The organism is Cupriavidus sp. UYPR2.512, assembly GCF_000379565.1.
In the GTDB taxonomy this organism is placed as follows: domain Bacteria; phylum Pseudomonadota; class Gammaproteobacteria; order Burkholderiales; family Burkholderiaceae; genus Cupriavidus.
This window is the reverse complement of sequence record NZ_KB902852.1, coordinates 148,058-166,090: the sequence shown is the minus strand read 5'-3', so window position 1 is coordinate 166,090 and position 18,033 is coordinate 148,058. Positions and strand designations below refer to the sequence as shown.

The 18,033-nt window shown below is 69.2% G+C and carries 15 protein-coding genes; 10 read left to right on the top strand and 5 right to left on the bottom strand.

Annotated elements, in window-relative coordinates; all coding sequences use genetic code 11:
• Positions 1-76 precede the first annotated feature (76 nt).
• The 6 genes from A3A5_RS0100765 (at position 77) to A3A5_RS0100740 (ending at position 7,355) form a co-directional block, all read left to right on the top strand.
• Positions 77-1,291, top strand: coding sequence for an efflux RND transporter periplasmic adaptor subunit (locus tag A3A5_RS0100765; protein ID WP_018308755.1), 1,215 nt, complete (start codon positions 77-79; stop codon positions 1,289-1,291).
• A gap of 23 nt (positions 1,292-1,314) precedes the next feature.
• Complete coding sequence (locus A3A5_RS0100760; protein WP_018308754.1) at positions 1,315-2,007, top strand: ABC transporter ATP-binding protein; 693 nt, start codon at positions 1,315-1,317, stop codon at positions 2,005-2,007.
• A gap of 12 nt (positions 2,008-2,019) precedes the next feature.
• Positions 2,020-3,174, top strand: coding sequence for an ABC transporter permease (locus A3A5_RS0100755; RefSeq protein ID WP_018308753.1), 1,155 nt, complete (start codon positions 2,020-2,022; stop codon positions 3,172-3,174).
• 15 nt (positions 3,175-3,189) lie between these two features.
• Entirely contained in the window at positions 3,190-4,356 is a 1,167-nt protein-coding gene (locus tag A3A5_RS0100750) for an ABC transporter permease (RefSeq protein WP_018308752.1), read from the top strand.
• Positions 4,357-4,600: 244 nt separating this feature from the next.
• The gene (gltS, locus tag A3A5_RS0100745) at positions 4,601-5,791 is read left to right on the top strand and encodes a sodium/glutamate symporter (protein ID WP_018308751.1); all 1,191 of its coding nucleotides are present in this window, start codon (positions 4,601-4,603) and stop codon (positions 5,789-5,791) included.
• A 1-nt stretch (position 5,792) separates the two neighbouring features.
• Positions 5,793-7,355, top strand: a complete 1,563-nt coding sequence (locus A3A5_RS0100740; protein ID WP_018308750.1) for a TAXI family TRAP transporter solute-binding subunit — start codon at positions 5,793-5,795, stop codon at positions 7,353-7,355.
• Positions 7,356-7,377: 22 nt separating this feature from the next.
• Here the strand turns inward: A3A5_RS0100740 and A3A5_RS0100735 are convergent, their stop codons facing one another.
• Both A3A5_RS0100735 and A3A5_RS0100730 read right to left on the bottom strand, forming a co-directional pair.
• Positions 7,378-8,187, bottom strand: a complete 810-nt coding sequence (locus tag A3A5_RS0100735; protein WP_018308749.1) for a CDP-diacylglycerol diphosphatase — start codon at positions 8,185-8,187, stop codon at positions 7,378-7,380.
• Complete coding sequence (locus A3A5_RS0100730; RefSeq protein ID WP_018308748.1) at positions 8,175-8,408, bottom strand: hypothetical protein; 234 nt, start codon at positions 8,406-8,408, stop codon at positions 8,175-8,177. Before A3A5_RS0100730 ends, A3A5_RS0100735 begins: the two co-directional genes overlap by 13 nt.
• Positions 8,409-8,562: 154 nt before the next feature.
• Here A3A5_RS0100730 and A3A5_RS0100725 point away from each other — a divergent pair, with 154 nt between their 5' ends.
• Positions 8,563-9,048, top strand: coding sequence for a DM13 domain-containing protein (locus A3A5_RS0100725; protein ID WP_018308747.1), 486 nt, complete (start codon positions 8,563-8,565; stop codon positions 9,046-9,048).
• A 180-nt stretch (positions 9,049-9,228) separates the two neighbouring features.
• On the opposite strand, the gene A3A5_RS0100720 is transcribed toward A3A5_RS0100725, so the two are convergent.
• Entirely contained in the window at positions 9,229-10,299 is a 1,071-nt protein-coding gene (locus A3A5_RS0100720) for a porin (protein WP_026200324.1), read from the bottom strand.
• A 311-nt stretch (positions 10,300-10,610) separates the two neighbouring features.
• Between A3A5_RS0100720 and A3A5_RS0100715 the strand changes: the two genes are divergently transcribed.
• Complete coding sequence (locus A3A5_RS0100715) at positions 10,611-13,178, top strand: penicillin-binding protein 1A (protein ID WP_035811648.1); 2,568 nt, start codon at positions 10,611-10,613, stop codon at positions 13,176-13,178.
• A 31-nt stretch (positions 13,179-13,209) separates the two neighbouring features.
• On the opposite strand, the gene A3A5_RS0100710 is transcribed toward A3A5_RS0100715, so the two are convergent.
• Together A3A5_RS0100710 and A3A5_RS0100705 are read right to left on the bottom strand one after the other, a co-directional pair.
• Complete coding sequence (locus A3A5_RS0100710; protein WP_018308744.1) at positions 13,210-14,532, bottom strand: DUF1501 domain-containing protein; 1,323 nt, start codon at positions 14,530-14,532, stop codon at positions 13,210-13,212.
• A gap of 18 nt (positions 14,533-14,550) precedes the next feature.
• A complete protein-coding gene (locus tag A3A5_RS0100705; RefSeq protein WP_018308743.1) occupies positions 14,551-16,140 on the bottom strand; it encodes a DUF1800 domain-containing protein in 1,590 nt (529 codons plus the stop codon).
• Positions 16,141-16,339: 199 nt separating this feature from the next.
• Between A3A5_RS0100705 and A3A5_RS0100700 the strand changes: the two genes are divergently transcribed.
• Positions 16,340-17,263 (top strand): DMT family transporter, encoded by a 924-nt coding sequence (locus tag A3A5_RS0100700; protein ID WP_018308742.1) that lies wholly within the window; start codon positions 16,340-16,342, stop codon positions 17,261-17,263.
• Complete coding sequence (locus A3A5_RS0100695; RefSeq protein WP_018308741.1) at positions 17,247-18,011, top strand: AraC family transcriptional regulator; 765 nt, start codon at positions 17,247-17,249, stop codon at positions 18,009-18,011. The genes A3A5_RS0100700 and A3A5_RS0100695 overlap by 17 nt, the downstream gene beginning before the upstream one ends.
• The last annotated feature ends 22 nt before the right edge of the window (positions 18,012-18,033 follow it).

Here is an 18,033-nt window from a genome sequence, read left to right as displayed (position 1 = left end):
TCTCGCAAGCAATGGACACCCTTTCACTCGCCGCTATACTGGGAGTCCCGCCCATCACAGCGAGAGGAAGCGCGCAGTGGCTGACCACGACCTGTCCAGGCTGAAAATCGACCGGAGCGCCGCCACGGCCGGCGCCAGCATCCGCCCCCGGCGCAGGTGGCTACGCTATGCAGTGATCGCGCTGGTCGTGCTGGCCCTGATCGGCATCGCCATGAAGCTGGCCGGGCCGCAGGCGGTGCACACCGCCACTGTCACCTCCGCCTATCCCACGCAGAATTTCACCGTGCTCAATGCCACCGGCTATGTCGTGCCGCAGCGCAAGGCGGCGGTTGCGTCCAAGGCGCAGGGCCGGCTGGAATGGCTGGGCGTGCTGGAGGGCTCGCACGTGAAGAAGGACGAGGTCATCGCGCGGCTGGAGAGCAAGGACGTTGCCGCCTCGTTCGCGCAGGCTCAGGCACAGGTCCAGGTGGCACAGGCCAACCTGGCACTGCAGCAGGCCGAACTGAAGGACGCTGAGGTGAACCTGCGCCGCTCGAAGATCCTGATCGTGCCGAACGCCATCTCTCGCACCCAGTACGACGCCGACGTGGCGCGCTTTGACAAGGCGCGGGCCTCGGTCAACAGTTCGCGCGCGTCGATCGCCTCGGCGCAGGCCAATGCCCGCGCGGCCGAGGTCGCGGTGGAGCAGACCGTGGTGCGCGCGCCCTTCGATGGCGTAGTGCTGGTCAAGCATGCCAACGTGGGCGACAACATCACCCCCTTCTCTGCCGCCGCCGACACCAAGGGCGCGATCGTGACCATCGCCGACATGGAGACGCTGGAGGTGGAAGCCGATGTCGCCGAATCCAATATCGGCAAGATCCGCGCCGGCCAGCCGTGCGAGCTGCTGCTGGATGCGCTGCCCGGATTGCGGCTGGCGGGGCAGGTGTCGCGCATCGTGCCAACGGTGGACCGCTCCAAGGCCACCGTGCTGGTCAAGGTGCGCTTTGTCGACCGCGACGCGCGCGTGCTGCCGGACATGAGCGCCAAGATCGCCTTCCTGTCGCGCCCGGCCTCGGCGCAGGACCGCCAGCCGGTGGTGGCGGTGCAGCCCGCCGCCGTGGTCAAGCAGCAGGGCCGGGAGCTGGCTTATGTGGTGAAGGACGGCCGGGCGCATGAGGTTCAGGTCAAGACCGGCGGCAAGGTCGGCGAACTGGTGGCCGTGCAGGGTGTCAAGCCCGGCGACGTGCTGGTGCTGTCGCCGGGCGACAAGCTCAGCGACGGCGACCGCATCACCGTGGCCAAGCCGTGACGAGGCCAGCTGAAGGGGGCCGCATGCGCGCCGCGCCCCTGGTGCAGATCAGCCACGTCGCCAAATCCTATCGACGCGGCGTGCAGACCGTTCCGGTGCTGACAGATATCTCGCTGGAAATCGGCGAAGGCGAGTTCGTTGCGCTGATGGGCCCGTCCGGCTCGGGCAAGAGCACGCTGCTGAACCTGATCGCCGGCATCGACCGGCCCGACAGCGGCACGCTGCACGTGGCGGGCCTGGACATCACGCGGCTGCCGGAAGCCGGGCTGGCCGACTGGCGCGCCGCCAACGTCGGCTTTATCTTCCAGTTCTACAACCTGATGCCGGTGCTGACCGCGTTCGAGAACGTGGAGCTGCCGCTGATGCTGACCAGCCTGCCGCGCGCGGAGCGGCGCGCGCGCGTGGAACTGGTGCTGGACATGGTCAACCTGGCCGACCGCATGAGCCACTACCCGTCGGAGCTGTCGGGCGGCCAGCAGCAGCGTGTGGCCATTGCGCGCGCCCTGATCACCGACCCTGCGCTGATCGTCGCCGACGAGCCCACCGGCGACCTCGACCGCACCTCCGCCGCCGAGATCCTGGCGATGATGCAGCGGCTCAATGCCGACGCCGGCAAGACCATCATCATGGTCACGCACGACGCGCACGCCGCGGCCGCGGCCGGGTCGCTGGTGCACCTGGAGAAGGGGGAATTGATCCGTGGCGAGGTTGCCTGATCCCAGAACCCTATGTACGCGCTCAAGCTGATCACCCGCAATGCATTGCGGCACAAGCTGCGCACCGCGCTGACGGTGTTCGGGCTGGTGATCGCGGTGCTGGCGTTCGGGCTGCTGCAGACAGTGATCGACGCCTGGTATGCGGGCGCGTCGGCGGCATCCAGCGCGCGGCTGGTCACGCGCAATGCGATCTCGCTGGTGTTTCCGCTGCCGCTGAGCTACGAAGGCCGCATCAAGGGCGTCGACGGCGTGACACTGGTGGCGCGCTCCAACTGGTTCGGCGGCGTCTATCGCGATCCGAAGAAATTCTTCGCGCAGTTCGCGGTATCCGACAGCTACCTTGACCTCTACCCGGAATTCATCGTGCCCGCCACGCAGCGCGCCGACTACCAGCGCGACCGCAAGGGCGCGCTGGTGGGGCGCCAGCTGGCCGACCAGTACGGCTTCAAGGTGGGCGACGTGATCCCGATCAAGGGCACCATCTACCCCGGCACCTGGGAGTTCGTGGTGCGCGGCATCATGGAGGGGCGCGACGAGAGCACCATCACGCGCCAGATGGTGTTCCACTGGGAATACCTGAACGAAACCGTGCGCAAGCGCACCCCGCGCCAGGCCGACCAGGTCGGCGTCTTTGTGCTGGGCGTGGACAACCCCGACAACGCCGCCGCGATCTCGCGCAATGTCGATGCGGTGTTCCGCAATTCGCTGGCGGAAACGCTGACCGAAACCGAGCAGGCCTTCCAGCTGGGCTTTGTCGCCATGTCCAACCAGATCATCGCGGCGATCCGCGTGGTGTCCTACGTGGTGATCGTGATCATCATGGCGGTGATGGCCAACGCCATGGCGATGAGCGCGCGCGAGCGCACTGTGGAATATGCCACGCTCAAGGCGCTGGGATTCGGCCCCGGTTTCCTGGCGCTGCTGGTGTTCGGCGAGTCGCTGGCGATCTGCGTGGCCGGCGGCGCGCTCGGCGTGCTGGCGACGCCGCCGGTGGCCGCCGCCTTCAAGCAGGCAGTAGGCGGCGTGTTCCCGGTCTTCACCGTGTCGCCCCAGACCATGCAACTGCAGGCTGCCTGCGCGCTGGCGGTGGGCGTCTTTGCCGGCATCGTGCCGGCGGTGCAGGCTGCGCGCGTGCGCATCGTCGAGGGCCTGCGGGCCATCGGTTAGCGCACGGAGGCTGACGTGGCGATCCCGCTGACCTATATCGCGCGCAACCTGTGGGCCAGGCGCCTGACCACCGCCCTGACCGCGGGCGGGCTGGCGCTGGTGGTGTTCGTCTTTGCCACCATGCTGATGCTGGACGCCGGCCTGAAGAAGACCCTGGTCACCACCGGCGAGCAGAACAACGTGGTGCTGATCCGCAAGGGCGCCGAGACCGAGATCCAGAGCGCGGTCAACCGCGACCAGGCCAGCATCATGGAGATGCACCCGGCCGTGGCCATGAGCGGCGCGGGCCGCCCGCTGGCCTCGCGCGAGGCGGTGGTGCTGATCTCGCTCACCAAGACCAGCACCGGGCAGCCGTCCAACGTGGTGATCCGCGGCATCTCGCCGCCGGGCATGGACCTGCGCCCGCAGGTGCGGCTGGTAGCCGGGCGCATGTTCCGGCCGGGCTCGTCCGAGATCATCGCCGGCAGCAGCATCGCCGGCGGCTTTGCCGGGGTGCAGATCGGCGAGCACCTGCGCTTTGCCCAGCGCGACTGGACCGTGGTCGGCCACTTCGACGCCGGCGGCAGCGGCTTCGACTCCGAAATCTGGGGCGACGTGGACCAGCTGATGCAGTCGTTCCGGCGCAATGCGTATTCATCGATGGTGGTGCGGCTGGCGGATACGGCGCTGTTCGACCGCTTTCGCGCCGATATCGACGTCGACCCGCGCCTGGCGGACGAGGCCAAGCGCGAGCAGGCCTTCTACAGCGACCAGTCCAAGGCGCTGTCCAGCTTCATCAATATCCTGGGCTTCACGCTGTCGACCATCTTTTCGATCGCGGCGATGATCGGCGCCATGATCACCATGTACGCCTCGGTGGCCAACCGCGTGGCGGAGATCGGCACGCTGCGCGCGCTGGGTTTCAAGCGCGTCAACGTGCTGGCCGCCTTCCTGATCGAAGCCGCGCTGCTGGGGCTGGTAGGCGGCTTCGCGGGGCTGGCATGCGCCGCGCTGATGCAGTTCGCCTCGTTCTCGACCATCAACTTCCAGACCTTCGCGGACCTCTCGTTCCGCTTCATCCTGACCCCGGCCATTGCGCTGCAGACGCTGGCGTTCTCGATGGCGATGGGGCTCGTGGGCGGTTTCCTGCCGGCGGTTCGGGCGGCGCGGATGAATATCGTGGACGCGTTGCGGGCGCGCTGAGCGAGTCGCTCCCTGCCGGTTTGCTCCCCTCTCCCGCGTGCGGGAGAGGGAGCACGGCATCGGCATTCAAGGCCCGGTCGTCACTGCCCCGCCCTATCCATTTCTTGCCTTATTCCACCCGCGCGTCTACAACCCGTAGTGATGCATGCTCCCCGTCAGGCCCTGCCTGCGGCCAGTGCACCCCCGGCACGGCCAGCGGCGCCCGATGGCATTCCCCGCAACTTCAACTGCCAGGACGCCCCCGATGAACCTCGACCTGCTGGGCTCATTGCTGACCGCCGTGGTGGTGCTGCTGATCGGAACGCTGGTCAACCGCAGCGTCGGCGCGCTGTCGCGCTACAACATTCCCGACCCTGTCACCGGCGGGCTGCTGTTCGCGATCATCGCCTCGGTGGCGGTGGCGGCATTGAACTTCCGCGTGGTGATCGATCCCGGCATGAAGCCGGTGCTGCTGCTGATGTTCTTCGGCGGCGTCGGGCTCTGCGCCGACCTGCGCATGCTCAAGCGCGGCGGCAAGGCGCTGGTGATCTTCCTGATTATCCTGCTGCCCTATATCGTGGTGCAGAACGTGGTAGGCGTGGCCATGGCCAGGACGCTGGACCTGCACCCCATCTTCGGGCTGGTGAGCGGATCGATCACGCTGGTGGGCGGCCACGGCACCGGCGCCGCCTATGCCGAGCGCTTTGCCGAGGTCAACAACCTGCAGGCGGTGATGGACCTGTCGATGACGGTCGCCACCATCGGCCTGATCGTGGGCGGCATCATCGGCGGCCCGGTGGCGCAGTACCTGATCTCGCGCAACAAGCTGCGCTCGACCGCGCGCGAGGCCGGCGACACCGAGGAAGAAGCGGCAGCCGTCTCGCCGATCACCACCGTGGGTGCGCTGGCATCGCTGGCAGGTATCCTGGCCGCGGTGATCGGCGGGCGCTGGGTTGCCGCGCAGTTGCCGACCGGCGCCATCACCATCCCCGGCTTCCTGTGGTGCATGATGCTCGGCATCGCCATCCGCAACCTGCTGCCCTTTGCCGGCGTGCGCTTTGACGACCGCGCCACCGACCTGATCACCAATATCTGCCTGTCGCTGTTCCTGGTGATGACGATGATGGCACTGGACCTGGCCGAGGTGGCGCTGTCCGCCGGCCCCTTCCTGCTGATCATCGCCATGCAGGTGGTCTTCATCATCCTCTATGTGGTGCTGGTTTGCTTCCGCTTCATGGGGCGCGACTATGAGGCCGCGGTCACCTCGGCCGCCTTCATCGGCTTCAACATGGGATCGACCGCCACCGCCATGGCCAATATGCGCGCCATCACGTCCCGCTACGGGCCGGCCCCCACCAGCTACCTGATCACGCCGCTGGCCGGCGCGTTTTTCGTCGACCTGATGAACGCCTTCGTGCTGACCATGCTGCTCGCGTTGCCGCTGATCGGAGGCTGACATGCGCCGCACCCTCTTCACCCTCCTCTTTGCCTTGCTGGCCAGCGCCTGGCTGGCAGGCTGCGGCGGCGGCCCGCCCGCCGACGGCATCCGCACCGGCATCAACGAGCGGCTGGCGCAGGCGCTGCCGCCGGGCACGGTGGAGCTGGCCGGCCTGCACCGGCGCGGCTCGCAGGCTGACACCAAGGCCCCGGCCGGCGAAATCCGCCGCGTGGTGTATTTCGACGCGCAACTGAAGCTGCTGCGCGACTACGACTTCGGCGCATGGGATTCACCTGGCGTGGCCGGGCTGGTGTCGGCGCTGGGCGCGGGCCCGCGCGGCATCACCGGCATCACCAGCGGCGGCAACAAGGCCGGCGACATCATCCGCGCGCATGGCACCGCCCTGTACCGGCGCGACGGCGGGCGCTGGGTCAGCGTGCTGCCGGCCGGCTACCGCCCTGCCGAAGCCCCGGCGGTCGCCACCAACGCGCCAAGCGGACCGACGGCGATCCTCGAGGCGATGCGCAAGGTGATCGAATCCGTGCAGAAGGATGCCTCGCCGGCGCAGCGCGCGGTGATCGAGCAGGAGCTGACCACCGCGCACGCCAACATCCGCGCGCGGCTGGCACGGGTCGACGAGGGCTATGCCATTGCCGCCGGCGCCGAACACGGTCAGTACCTGCGCTTTGCGAAGGCGCTGGTGGACGGGGCGCGCGTGCGCGCGATCCCGCTGGTCACGCACGGCGGCGAAGAGAACCTGCGCCTGCTGCGCGAGGGCAAGGTCTCGGTGGCGCTGGCGCAGGGCGACGCCGCGCTGGACGCCTACGAGGGCAAGGGCGCATTTGCCGAAGACGGCCCGCAGGCTTCGCTGCGCGCCATCGGCAGCCTCTACCCCGAGCCCGTGCACGTGCTGGTGCGCGACGGCGATCCCGCCCGCTCGGTGTCGGACCTGCGCGGCAAGCGCATTGCATTGGGCGAGCGCGGCTCAGCCTCGCGCATGACCGCGCTGCGCGTGCTGGCTGCGCACGGCCTGACGGACAAGGACTACAAGGCCGAGGAAGTGGGGCTGGGCACCGGGCTGGTGGCGCTGCGCCAGAACCAGGTCGACGCGGTGATCCAGGTGATTGGCGTGCCGGCCGACAGCATCCGCGACGCGCTGGGCGAAATGCCGCTGCGGCTGCTGCCGCTGGATGAACGGGCCATCACCGCGATGGTCGGGCAGAAGGCGGGCTATTTCCGCGCCACCATCGCGCCGGGCACCTATCCCGGGCTGCACGCGCCGGTGCGCACCATCGCCACGGCGGCGATCCTGGTGACCGGGCCGGACCTGTCCGATACCGAGGTGGCCGAGCTGACGCGGCTGGTCTACCGCCACGGGCGCGACTTTGTCGCCCGCGGCAGCGCCCAGGGCGCGCAGATCGCCGTGGCAACGGCGCGCGCAGGGCTGATGATCCCGCAGCACCTGGCGGCGGCCAAGGCGCTGGACGCGCTGGCGGCACCCGGCAGGACGCCCGCCAAGCCCGCCGGAATGCCCGCGAAACGCGTTGAAACGCCCGCGGCTTCGGGCGCCCGCGCGCAGTGAGGCCCGGCGGGCTGGCCGCCGATCAGCCCGGCGCGCTCGACAAGCCTTCAGCCAGCCGGCAACGCCGGTCCAGGAAATCGCTGGCGTGGCCGTTGCTGCCAGCCGCCGTGTCAACGGGCTGGTCGATCACGACAAAGCCTGCCCCGCCCTGCCGTTCCTGCACATAGGTGACAAAGATGCCGCGGTCCGGCGGCGCTGCGGCCGCGCTCCCCTTGGTGCCATCACGCACAAGCTGGAAAGGGTCGACCGCCAGCACCGGCGCGCTGGCCGGCACAAAGATCGCGCGCACCGGCTTGTCCTCGAGCCGCAGCGCGGTCCAGCCGGTGCCGATCGGCCCGGCCGCGCCATTGACCACGGCGCGCGCGGCAGCGCTGATGCAATCGAGATGGATATGCAGCTGGTCCTGGCTGCGCGAGGCGCGGGAATTGATCGCCAGGCCCAGCATGTCGTCAGGCACGGCCTTGCCAAGCGAGCGGGCGACGATGCCGCGCGCGGCCCAGCCGAAGGCCCAGGGGTTGGCGCCCGCGCCGTCCCAGGCTTTGGCGTCGTCGATGCCGGTCACCGTCAGTGCCGGAATCACCAGGTAATGCGACTTGCCGATCGCGTCCTTGTAGAGCACCAGCCCCTGGGACCGGTCCACCTGCGCGCAATCGGGATGAGCCGCCGCTGGCTTGCCAAGGCAGCGCTGCTGCACGTTGCGCCACAAGCCATCGCGGCCGCCCGACAGGACGCCGATGACGTTTTCGGCGGTGCAGCCGGCCAGGGCCAGGATGGCCGCCAGCCACAACGCGGGGGCACCGCGCCAACCGCGGGCCGGCTTCAGCGCCGGCACGAAACTCCGTAGAAAGTCCCGGCGCGTGGATTAGACACCACATAGGCGTTGCGCTGCGCCCAGAATTGCGCGGTACGGAAGGCCTCGGCCTCGCGCTCGCTCCAATCCGTTGCAAGCAACGGCAGGGCCTCGGCATCGGTGGTGAGATAAACCCGCGCCTGATAGCGGGCGGATTGCAGCGTGCCGGTACGGATGGTGCGGATCGTGACGTGGAGGGTCATAGGCAGCTTCTCGACAAGTCGACTACCAAATCATAACCACTTCCGTGTGTTGGATTGGTGAAACCGTTGCGAATGTGCTAAGGCACCACAGATCTGTCAGGATCCGGCCCCGGCACCGACATATCCGCATCCTCATGCTTTCGGGAGAAAGAACATGCTGGCCAACCCGCTCCGCAAGCCCGCCGTCCTTGTGCTGACCCACCTTGCCGCGCTGGCGGCGGGCTTTGCCGCGGGCATCTATGTCCTGCCGATCCTGACAGAACAGGCCGGTGCCAGTGCCGAGCAAGTGCAGGCTGTATCACAACAGTCGCGGTACACCGGCACCTTCCGCAAGGACCTGGCGGGCAGCGACGCACTGCACTGGGCCAGCGGCCAGCTCCATGTTTCGCCGCAGGCGCTTGCCTTCGAAGGCATCGTTGCGCCAGGGCCGGACTATCGGATCTACCTGGCCCCGGAGTTTGTCGACAATAAGGAGGCCTTCCTTCGGATCAAGGACCGGTCGCTGCAAGTTGGCGAGCTGAAGACCTTTGGCAACTTCACCGTAGCGTTGCCGGCTGGTGTGGATCCGGCGCGGTATGGGGCGGTGGTGATCTGGTGTGAGAGGTTTGGGCAGTTTATTGGGGCGGCGGGGTATCGGTAGACATCGTTAATGGCAACAACAAGAACACCCCGCCACCAGGGCGAGGATCAGAAAAAAAGGGCCGATCAAACCAACCGGCCCAACGAACCCCGCAATGCAATCCGCAGGTGTCGATATGACAGTTAATCGCCCACCAATGCAGGCATCGCAACCTGCAAGGCGGGCATCAGGCGGTTACGCTCAGAAGCGATGACGCAGGCCAACGGTAGCACCGGTCTGGTTCTCACCAGCCACCACCGTGCCAACACCATTCAGGCCCAGCGCCGAACCTGACTTGTTCTTCGAGTAGCCAACATTCAGGTACACGTCCGTACGCTTGGACAGCGAGTAGTCCGCCGACAGCACGAACATCCACGGATCCGCATCGCTATTGCGGGTGTCGTTGTAGTAGGCCGCGCCGGTCAGCTGGAAGGCAGGCGTGAAGCGGTACTGCGCGCCAGCCCAGTACACGTTGCTGCGGGTCGAAGCGGCGCTGGCGCTCGAGACGCCGTCGTCCTTCAGCCAGCGGTAGCCGGCAAACACCTTGGCGCCGCCGAAGGCATAGGCCGTACCCACCGCGGCGCGCTTGGCGGCACGGTCCTGCAGCGCCACCGTGGCGCCCTGGTACTGGTCGTAAGCAGCGCCGACCGAGAAGCCGCCCGCGGCGTACGACAGGCCGCCGCCGAAGTTGCGCGCGACCTTGGGCTCGCCCGGGATTTCGCCGTTGTTGTCGCGGCCGAAGCTGTAGAAGCCGGTGGCGGTCAGGCCGCCGAACTTGCCGGTGTACTTGATGGCGTTGTCGGCGCGGCCGTTGAAGGCCGAGTCAACGCTGTTCAGCGAATAGCGCGGGCCCACGCCCATCGGGTCGAAGGCGCCGAACAGGTCGTACAGCGCGTTCTGCTGGCGGCCCAGCGTGACCGCGCCCCAGCCGCCCTGCAGGCCGACGTAGGCCTGGCGGCCGAACAGGCGGTTGCCCTGGCCCGAGATGCCGGTGTCGATGTCGAACCCGCTCTCCAGCACGAAGATACCCTTCAGGTCGCCGCCCAGGTCTTCGGTGCCGCGCAGGCCCCAGCGCGAGCCGGACAAGTTGCCGGAGTTCAGGCGCGTTGCCGTACCCTGGGCGCCGTTGCTGCCCGGCACGTTGCTGATCACTTCGACGCCGGCATCGACGATGCCGTAGAGCGTCACGTTGGACACGGACTGGGCCGACGCCACCCCGGATACGGCCGACGCGGCCGCTGCTGCCGTCATTGCAAGGAGAGCTTTCTTCACTGTAATTTCTCTGTGTTCTGTTTGAGGCACGACACCGCGCCGGACCCGGGCCGTGTCGGCCAGGCCAACCCGATCCAGCCGGGCAAGCCGGCAACGGCGCATCGTCCGCACAAGTTGCGGACTCGGCATTGTCGCAACGCAACATGAAGCCTTTGTGACCCATGCTTTACAGCAGGAAGTAGCGGATAGTCCCCGAATGGGGGTTTTCCCTGTAACCAACGGGAACGTTTTGGTAGGATGCAGGCTTTTACGACGACGGTAATGCCAGTGCCCCGTGCCGCCATGTGCCTGTGCCTCGACCGCTTCGCCTCATGAGGCTGGCTGAGATCAAGACCCGGCTTGCCCCGCTGCTCGCCTCGCTGCAGGCTTCATTGCCTGCCCCCCTTCAGCAACGCCTGTCAGGCATGGCCGCGCGCTTTGCACGCGCCGGCCTGACCCGGCCCGGGTCGCTGCGCCCCACGCGGCGCGGCGTGCTGGTAGGCCTGGCCGCCATCCCGGCCGCCTTCCTGCTCTATGTGATGGTCCTGATCCCGTTCACGCCGGGCATCAGCGATATCCGCAAGGCCAAGTCCGAGCAGCCGGCCCAGGTGCTGTCCGCCGACGGCAAGGAGCTGGCGGTGTTCAAGTGGGCCAACCGCGACTGGGTGCCGCTGTCGCAGATTTCGCCCAATGTGGTGGCTGCGCTGATCTCCACCGAAGACCATCGCTTCTACCAGCACCACGGGCTGGACTGGCGCCGGCTGGCCTCGGCCGCGGTGCGTACCTTTTCCGGCGACCGCCAGGGCGGCTCCACCATCACCCAGCAGCTGGCCCGCAACCTGTATCCCGATGAAATCGGCCGCGCGCCCACGCTGACCCGCAAGCTCAAGGAAGCCATCACCGCGCTGAAGATCGAGGCGCTCTATACCAAGGACGAGATTCTCGAGACCTATCTCAATACCGTGCCGTTCCTGTACAACGCGTTCGGCATCGAGATGGCGGCGCGCACGTACTTCGACCGCCCGGCCCGCTCGCTGGACGTGCTGCAGAGCGCCACGCTGATCGGCATGCTCAAGGGCAACAGCTACTACAACCCGGTGCTCAACCCCGAGCGCGCGCTCGACCGGCGCAATATCGTGCTGGGCCAGATGGTCAAGCGCGGCAAGCTCGATGCGGCGCGCTACGAGCAGTTGAAGAAGCGCCCGCTGCGCATCGACTTCGAACGCCAGACCGAGCCGCCCGGCCCCGCGCCGCACTTCGCGCAGCAGCTACGCAAGTGGCTGATCGGCTGGGCCGACCGCAACGGCTACGACATCTACGCCGATGGCCTGGTGGTGCACACCACCATCGACGCCCGCCTGCAGGCCATGGCCACGCAGGCCGTGGTGCAGCAGGGCAACCGGCTCCAGGCCATCGCCAACGCGGCCTGGGCGCCGCGCGCGGGCTGGGCCGCCAACATGCCGCTGGTGCAGGCCTTCGTGCGCGAGACCCCCGAGTACCGTGCCGCCATCGCCGCCGGCACCGCGCCGGAAGAGGCGCTGCGCCATCTGATGTCCGACCATGCCTTCATGCGCGCGCTGCACCAGCAGAAGACGCGCATCCAGGCCGGCTTCCTCGCCATCGACCCGCGCAACGGCGAGATCCGCGCCTGGGTCGGCAGCCGCGACTACACCCAGGACGCGTTCGACCACGTGCAGCAGGCGCGCCGCCAGCCGGGCTCGACCTTCAAGCCCTTTGTCTACGGTGCGGCCTTTGAAGAGGGCAAGACGCCCGACGACACGCTGGTGGACCAGCCCGTTGAAATCGAACTGGCCGGCGGCGAAGTCTGGCGCCCCACCGATGAAGGCCGCCCCACCGGCCGCGCCATGTCGCTGCGCGACGGCCTGGTCTATTCGCGCAACACCATCACCGCGCAGCTGATGCACGAAGTGGGGCCGTCCCGCGTGGCGCGGCTGGCGCGCGACATGGGCGTGCGCGACAGCCAGCTCGACGTGGTGCCGTCGCTGGCGCTGGGCACCAGCCCGGTCACGCTCAAGGAGATGGTGGCCGCCTACAGCACCATCGCCAACGCCGGCGACTACATCGCGCCCACCATGGTGACGCGCATCGAAGACCGACAGGGCAATGTGCTGCAGGTGTTCCGGCCGGCCCGCGCCGAGCACGCGCTGCCCGCCGCGGCCACGCAAACCCTGCTCGATGTGATGCGCGACGTGATCGACCGCGGCACCGGCGCCAGCATCCGCTCGCGCTACGGCATCCGCGCCGACGTGGCCGGCAAGACCGGCACCACCCAGGACAACGCCGACGGCTGGTTCATCCTGATGCATCCGGAACTGGTGGCGGGCGCCTGGGTCGGCTTCAACGACAGCCGCGTCACGCTGCGCAGCGACTACTGGGGCCAGGGCGCGCACAGCGCCCTGCCGATGGTGGGCGACTTCTACCAGCGCGCGCTGCGCTCGCGCATCGTCGACGGCCGCGCGCGCTTTGCCGAGCACCAAGAGACCAGCCTGTTCGCATCGCTGGGCACGCAGCTGCGCGGCTGGTTCAGCCAGCTGTTCACGCGCGACAAGGCCAGCGAGACCCCGGCGCCGCGCCCGGCACCGCGCCGGCCGGCGTTGCCCGCGCCGGAGGCTGAGGTCGCGCCGCCGGCCGGTGCGGCATCGGCTGCCGCGGCGGAGGTCGGCCCGGATGACTCCAGCCTGGCGCTGGACCGGGGGGAGACGGTGATTGCAGTGCCGCAGGACATGAGCGCGGGCAGCGCCCCGGCGCCAACCCCTCAGGCGGAACAGGCGCCCAACACCCCACCTGCCTCCCCGGCTTCCGCAAATCCGCCTGCGCCCCCAGCGCCCGTCACGCCCCTCGCGCCCACCGTCATCACCCCAGCCAACGGTAGCAACTGAACGCCCCCTCCGGACAGCGCGGCGCGGGCGGCTACACCAACCCGATATCCCGCCCCCGCACCCCCGGAAACACCTGCGCCAGCCGCGCCTCATCCAGCCCGTACAGCCTGCGGAACACCCCGCCCAGCACCGCCCGGTACTCATTGCGCACCGGCCAGTCGCGGTTCTGGTTGAGCGTGGCCGGTTCTACCGCCACCTGCTCGCCGGCAATGCGGCCGCCGCGCACCGCGCCGCCCGCGGCCCAGTAGACCGTGCCGTGGCCGTGGTCGGTGCCGCGCGTGCCGTTCTCGCGAAAGGTGCGGCCGAATTCGGACAGCACCACCACGGTGGTCTTGTCCCAGGCGGGCCCCATCTCGGCGGCAAAGGCAGACAGGCCGCGGCCGAGGTTGTCGAGCAGGCTGGCCAGTTGCCCCTGCGCGCCGCCCTGGTTGACGTGGGTGTCCCAGCCGCCCACGTCGATAAAGCCCAGGTTGAAACGCTCGCGCATCAGCCCGGCCATGCGCCGGGCCTCGACCTCGAAACCGCGCGCGCTGAGCGAGCGGCGGTTGGCGGCCTGCATTTCCTGCATGCGCGTGGCCATGGTGCCGGCGTCGCTGCCTGACATGCCAGGCTGCGGCTGCGCCTGGCGCGCCACGGTTTCGCGCAGCTCAAAGCCTTCATCGATCAGCGATTCGAAACGGGTGCCACGGTACATCTGCGCCAGCAGCTTCGCCTGGCGCGCATCGAACGGGGTACGGCCGCTGCCCTTGAGCGAGACATTGGGCACGTCGCGCGGGCCGGACAGCACCATCGGCAAGCCGTCGGTGAAGGCCACTGGCGCAGCCTGCCCGCCCATGGCCTGCGCCAGGCGGTTCAGGAAGCCGCTGCCGCGCAGCGAGGCCACGGCCTTGCGGTCCTCGCCCTCGCCGGGCAAGCCGGCCTCGATCCCATCCTGGGTCTCGAAGTGGCTGCGCGACAGGTCGTGCGTGCCGGCGAACGGCATGAAGGCCAGCTGGCCGCGCTGCCATAGCGGCAGCATGGTCGTGGCCAATGCCGGGTGCAGCGCCCAGTCGCCGATGCCGCGCGCGGCGCTGTCGGCGGCAAAAGCCGGCGCCAGCGCCACCGCCGCGTTGGGGTCAGCGTCCGCACCGGCCGCGGGCGGGCGGCGGATGGCGATATTGGGGCGCGCGGCGTAATAGAAATCGCTGCCCGCCGGCACCAGCACGCTGGCGGCGTCATAGCCGCCGCGCAGGAACACCAGCAGGAAGCGCGCATCGGCCTGCGCCGGCAGCGCATAGACACGCGAGGTGATGGCGGTCAGCGCCAGCCCCAGCGTGGCTCCGCCCATCGTTTTCAGCCATTGTCGGCGTTCCATGGTCTGCTCCTTGCGCCATCAGCGCTGCATCCACTCGGGCGAGCCGAGCAGCATGGTATTCCATTCAGCCTGCGATTCGGCCTGGGCCAGCGCGGCGCGGGTGGCGGGGCCAAGGGTGGCTTCGATGGTGTCGTAGTACAGCTTGTTGCCGATCATCGGGAAGCGCGCGCCGCGCGGCCTCGCGCCATCGCCGGCAAATAGTCCCGCCGGCCCCGAGCCGATCGCGCGCGCGATCTCGAAGCGCCGCACCATCTGGCCCGAGCTGGCCCACGCGCTTTCCGACGACGGATAGCCGTCCGGGGCCACGTGGCCGTAGAGCGGCTCGCCGAGCTGGTTCAGCCAGTTCATCACCGGGCGCAGGTTGGTCACGGGACGGCCTTCATAGGCGAGCCGCATCGATGACACCACATAGACCATCGGATCCTTGAACTTGCGCATGGGCGCGGCCAGTTGCCGGTCCAGCTCCGGCGCCAGAAACAAGGTGCGCAGCACTGCGGCGATATCGCCATCGGTGCGCGTGAAGGTCTGCGCCATGCGCTCGACCAGCGCCGGCGGCGGGTTGTCAGCGATGAAATAGGCCGCCAGCTTGACGCTGATAAAGCGCGCGGTAGCCGGCTCGCGCGCCAGGATCGACACCGCTCGCGCCACTTCGTCGAAGCCGGCCGGCTCGATGCGCTGGCCCAGCAGCGTCTTCGCGCCGAAGTCGTGGCGCGCGGGGTTGAATTCGAACAAGCCCTCGCTGCGGTACAGCCCCGCGCGCGCCGGCGGCAGCCGCGGCGGCGGCGTGCCGCGCAGGTTGACGCCCACGCCGGTCAGCACGCGCGCCAGCTCCTGCACGTCCTGCTGGGTGTAGCGGGAGCCGCTGGGGCCGCCGGCGACGCCCATGGTATGCAGCTCCATCAGCTCGCGCGCGTAGTTCTCGTTGATGCGGTTGGCGCTGCTCTGGGCGTTGTCGAGGTAGACCAGCATGGCCGGCGCAGTCACGTTGGCCATCAGCAGGTCGCGGAAGCGGCCCAGCGCGTGCGGACGGATGGCGCGCTCTTCGTAGTCGGCCAGCAGCAGCCGGACCTGGCCCTTGCCCGAATAGACGTTGAAATGGTTCATCCAGAACCATGTCATCTGCTCGCGCAGCTGCGCGGGCGAATACAGCGCGCGCAGCAGGTGGCGCCGCGCGGCATCGGCCTCGATCTCGCGGCCCTGCGCGTTCAGCGCCTGGCGGGCCTGCTGCTTGCTGTCGTCGTCGGGCAGCGCGTCGATGCGCTGGCGGGCGTCGCGCGCGGCCTGGATCTGCGCGGCGGCGTCGGCCTGCAGGTTGGGCAAGGCCGCGATGGCGGCCGCCAGTTCGGGCGGATCGGCCAGCGGCAGCGTCAGTTGCTGGTCGAGGAAACCCTTGCGGCCCAGCCGGCGCAGGTCGCCAAGGGTGGCCTGGTCAGCGCCGTAGGTGACGGTGTTGAGCCAACGCAGGTCAGTGGCGGCGGCGCTGCCGCCAGCCCCGGCCGGCACCTGTGCGCAGGCGGCCAGGCATGCGGCCAGTGCCAGTGCCGCGGCGGCCCGCCAGGGGGCGAGCCCGCCACGGCGGGGTTGTCTCGAATGCTGCGCCGGATTCATGCCCGCCTCCTCGCCTTTTTCGATCAGACCATCACTATGTTACGTCGCAAGCGCACATCCGTTGACCCGGAGGCGCTGCGGGAGTGTTACCAATGCTTTCAGCATGCCGATTGCCGGATTTGCCAAGACAGCGGCGCGCGGCCTGGCTAGCCTTGCGTTTTGCCCATCCGATCCCGCCCCGACGCAAACGCCTGCTTTCATGTCGCGCCCCCTGTCCGCTGCCACCTGGCTGCCCACCGTTGCCTTTGTCCTGATCTGGTCCACCGGCTTTATCGTCGGCAAGGCCATCGTGCCGCTGGCCGATACCAGCCTGTTCCTGCTGGGCCGCTTTGCCGTGGCGGGGCTGATGTTCGTGGCGTGGTCGCTGGCCGCGCGCGCGGCCTGGCCACCGCTGCGCGAGGCGCCGCGCCACCTGCTGGCCGGCGCGCTGATGCAGGGCGTCTACCTGTGCGCCGGCTACGGGGCCGTGGCCAGGGGCCTGCCGCCGGCGATCATGGCCTTGCTGGGCGCGCTGCAGCCGCTGCTGACCGCGCTGCTTGCCATTCCCCTGCTGAAAGAGCTACCTTCCAGGCGGACGTGGCAGGGCCTGGCGCTGGGCGCGCTCGGCGTCGCGCTGGTGGTCGCCCCGGCGATGCAGGCCGGCATGCAGACGGCCGCGCCGGCCCTATCGCCCTGGATCGTGCTGCTGGGCGCGCTGGCCATTGTCTCCATCACCATGGGAACCCTCTTGCAGAAGACCGCCATTGCCGCCTGTGACCTGCGCGCCAGCTCCGCCTGGCAGAACCTGGGCGCCATGCTGGTAGCCGCCGCGATGGTGGCGATCCAGGCCGCCGACGCGCCGCTGCACTGGCATTGCGGCGTGGCGCTGTGGGCCGCGCTGGCGTGGGCGGCGATCGGCCTGTCGGGCGCCGGCACCTGGCTGCTGGTCAGCCTGGTGCGGCGCGGCCAGGCCGCCAATGCCGCGGCGCTGATGTTCCTGGCGCCGCCGCTGGCCGCGCTGCAGGCCTGGCTGCTGTTCGGCGAACTGCTGGATGCGGTGCAGGCGCTGGGCATGGCGGTGGCCGGCGCGGGCGTGTGGCTGTGCCAGACCCCCGGCAGGTTGCGGCATGCCCAAGCCCGCTGAGCCCCACGCCTCGCCGCTGGTCGAGCACCGGCACTACCGCCCGCAGCCGGACGGCCACCAGCACGGCTACCACCAGTTGCTGTTCGGCCTGGCCGGCGCCACCGAGCTGGAGATCGACGGCCACGTCTATCGCGTGGATGACCGCACCGGCCTGATCGTGCCGGCCGGCAGCCATCATGAATTCCTGGGCTTCGACGGCAACCTGCAACTGGTGGCGGACTTCCCGGCGCAGTCAGTGGCGCTGCCCGCGCGGCTGATGGCGCGCCCGCGCACGTTTTCGCTGGACGGCGCCTTCGGCAGCCGCGTGCGCGCGCTGGCGGCGTGGCGCGCCGCCGCGGCAGCGCGCGGGCCGCAGACCGACTGGCAGCTGGCGGCCACGCTGGCCGCGGCGCTCGCGGACTGCCTCGGCATGCCCGGCGACGAGCAGGTATTCCCGCTGATGGCCGTGGACGCCTACCTGCGCGCCAATCTGGCCTCGCCACTGCGCGCAGCGGAAGTCGCCGGGCATTTCGGCTGGAGCGTGCGGCGCTTCCAGACCCTGTTTGCCGAGGCCTTCGGCGATACCCCGCACCGCTACCAGACCCGGCTGCGGCTGGACCGCGCGCTGCAGTTGCTGACGCAATCCACGCTGCCGCTGGCCGAGATCGCGCTGGCGTCAGGCTACCCGGACCAGACCACCTTCACGCGCAGCTTCACGCGGCGCCTCGGGCAGCCGCCCGGGGCGTGGCGGGCGGCCGCACGCGGCTAGCCAGCGTGCGCGGCAGGCGATG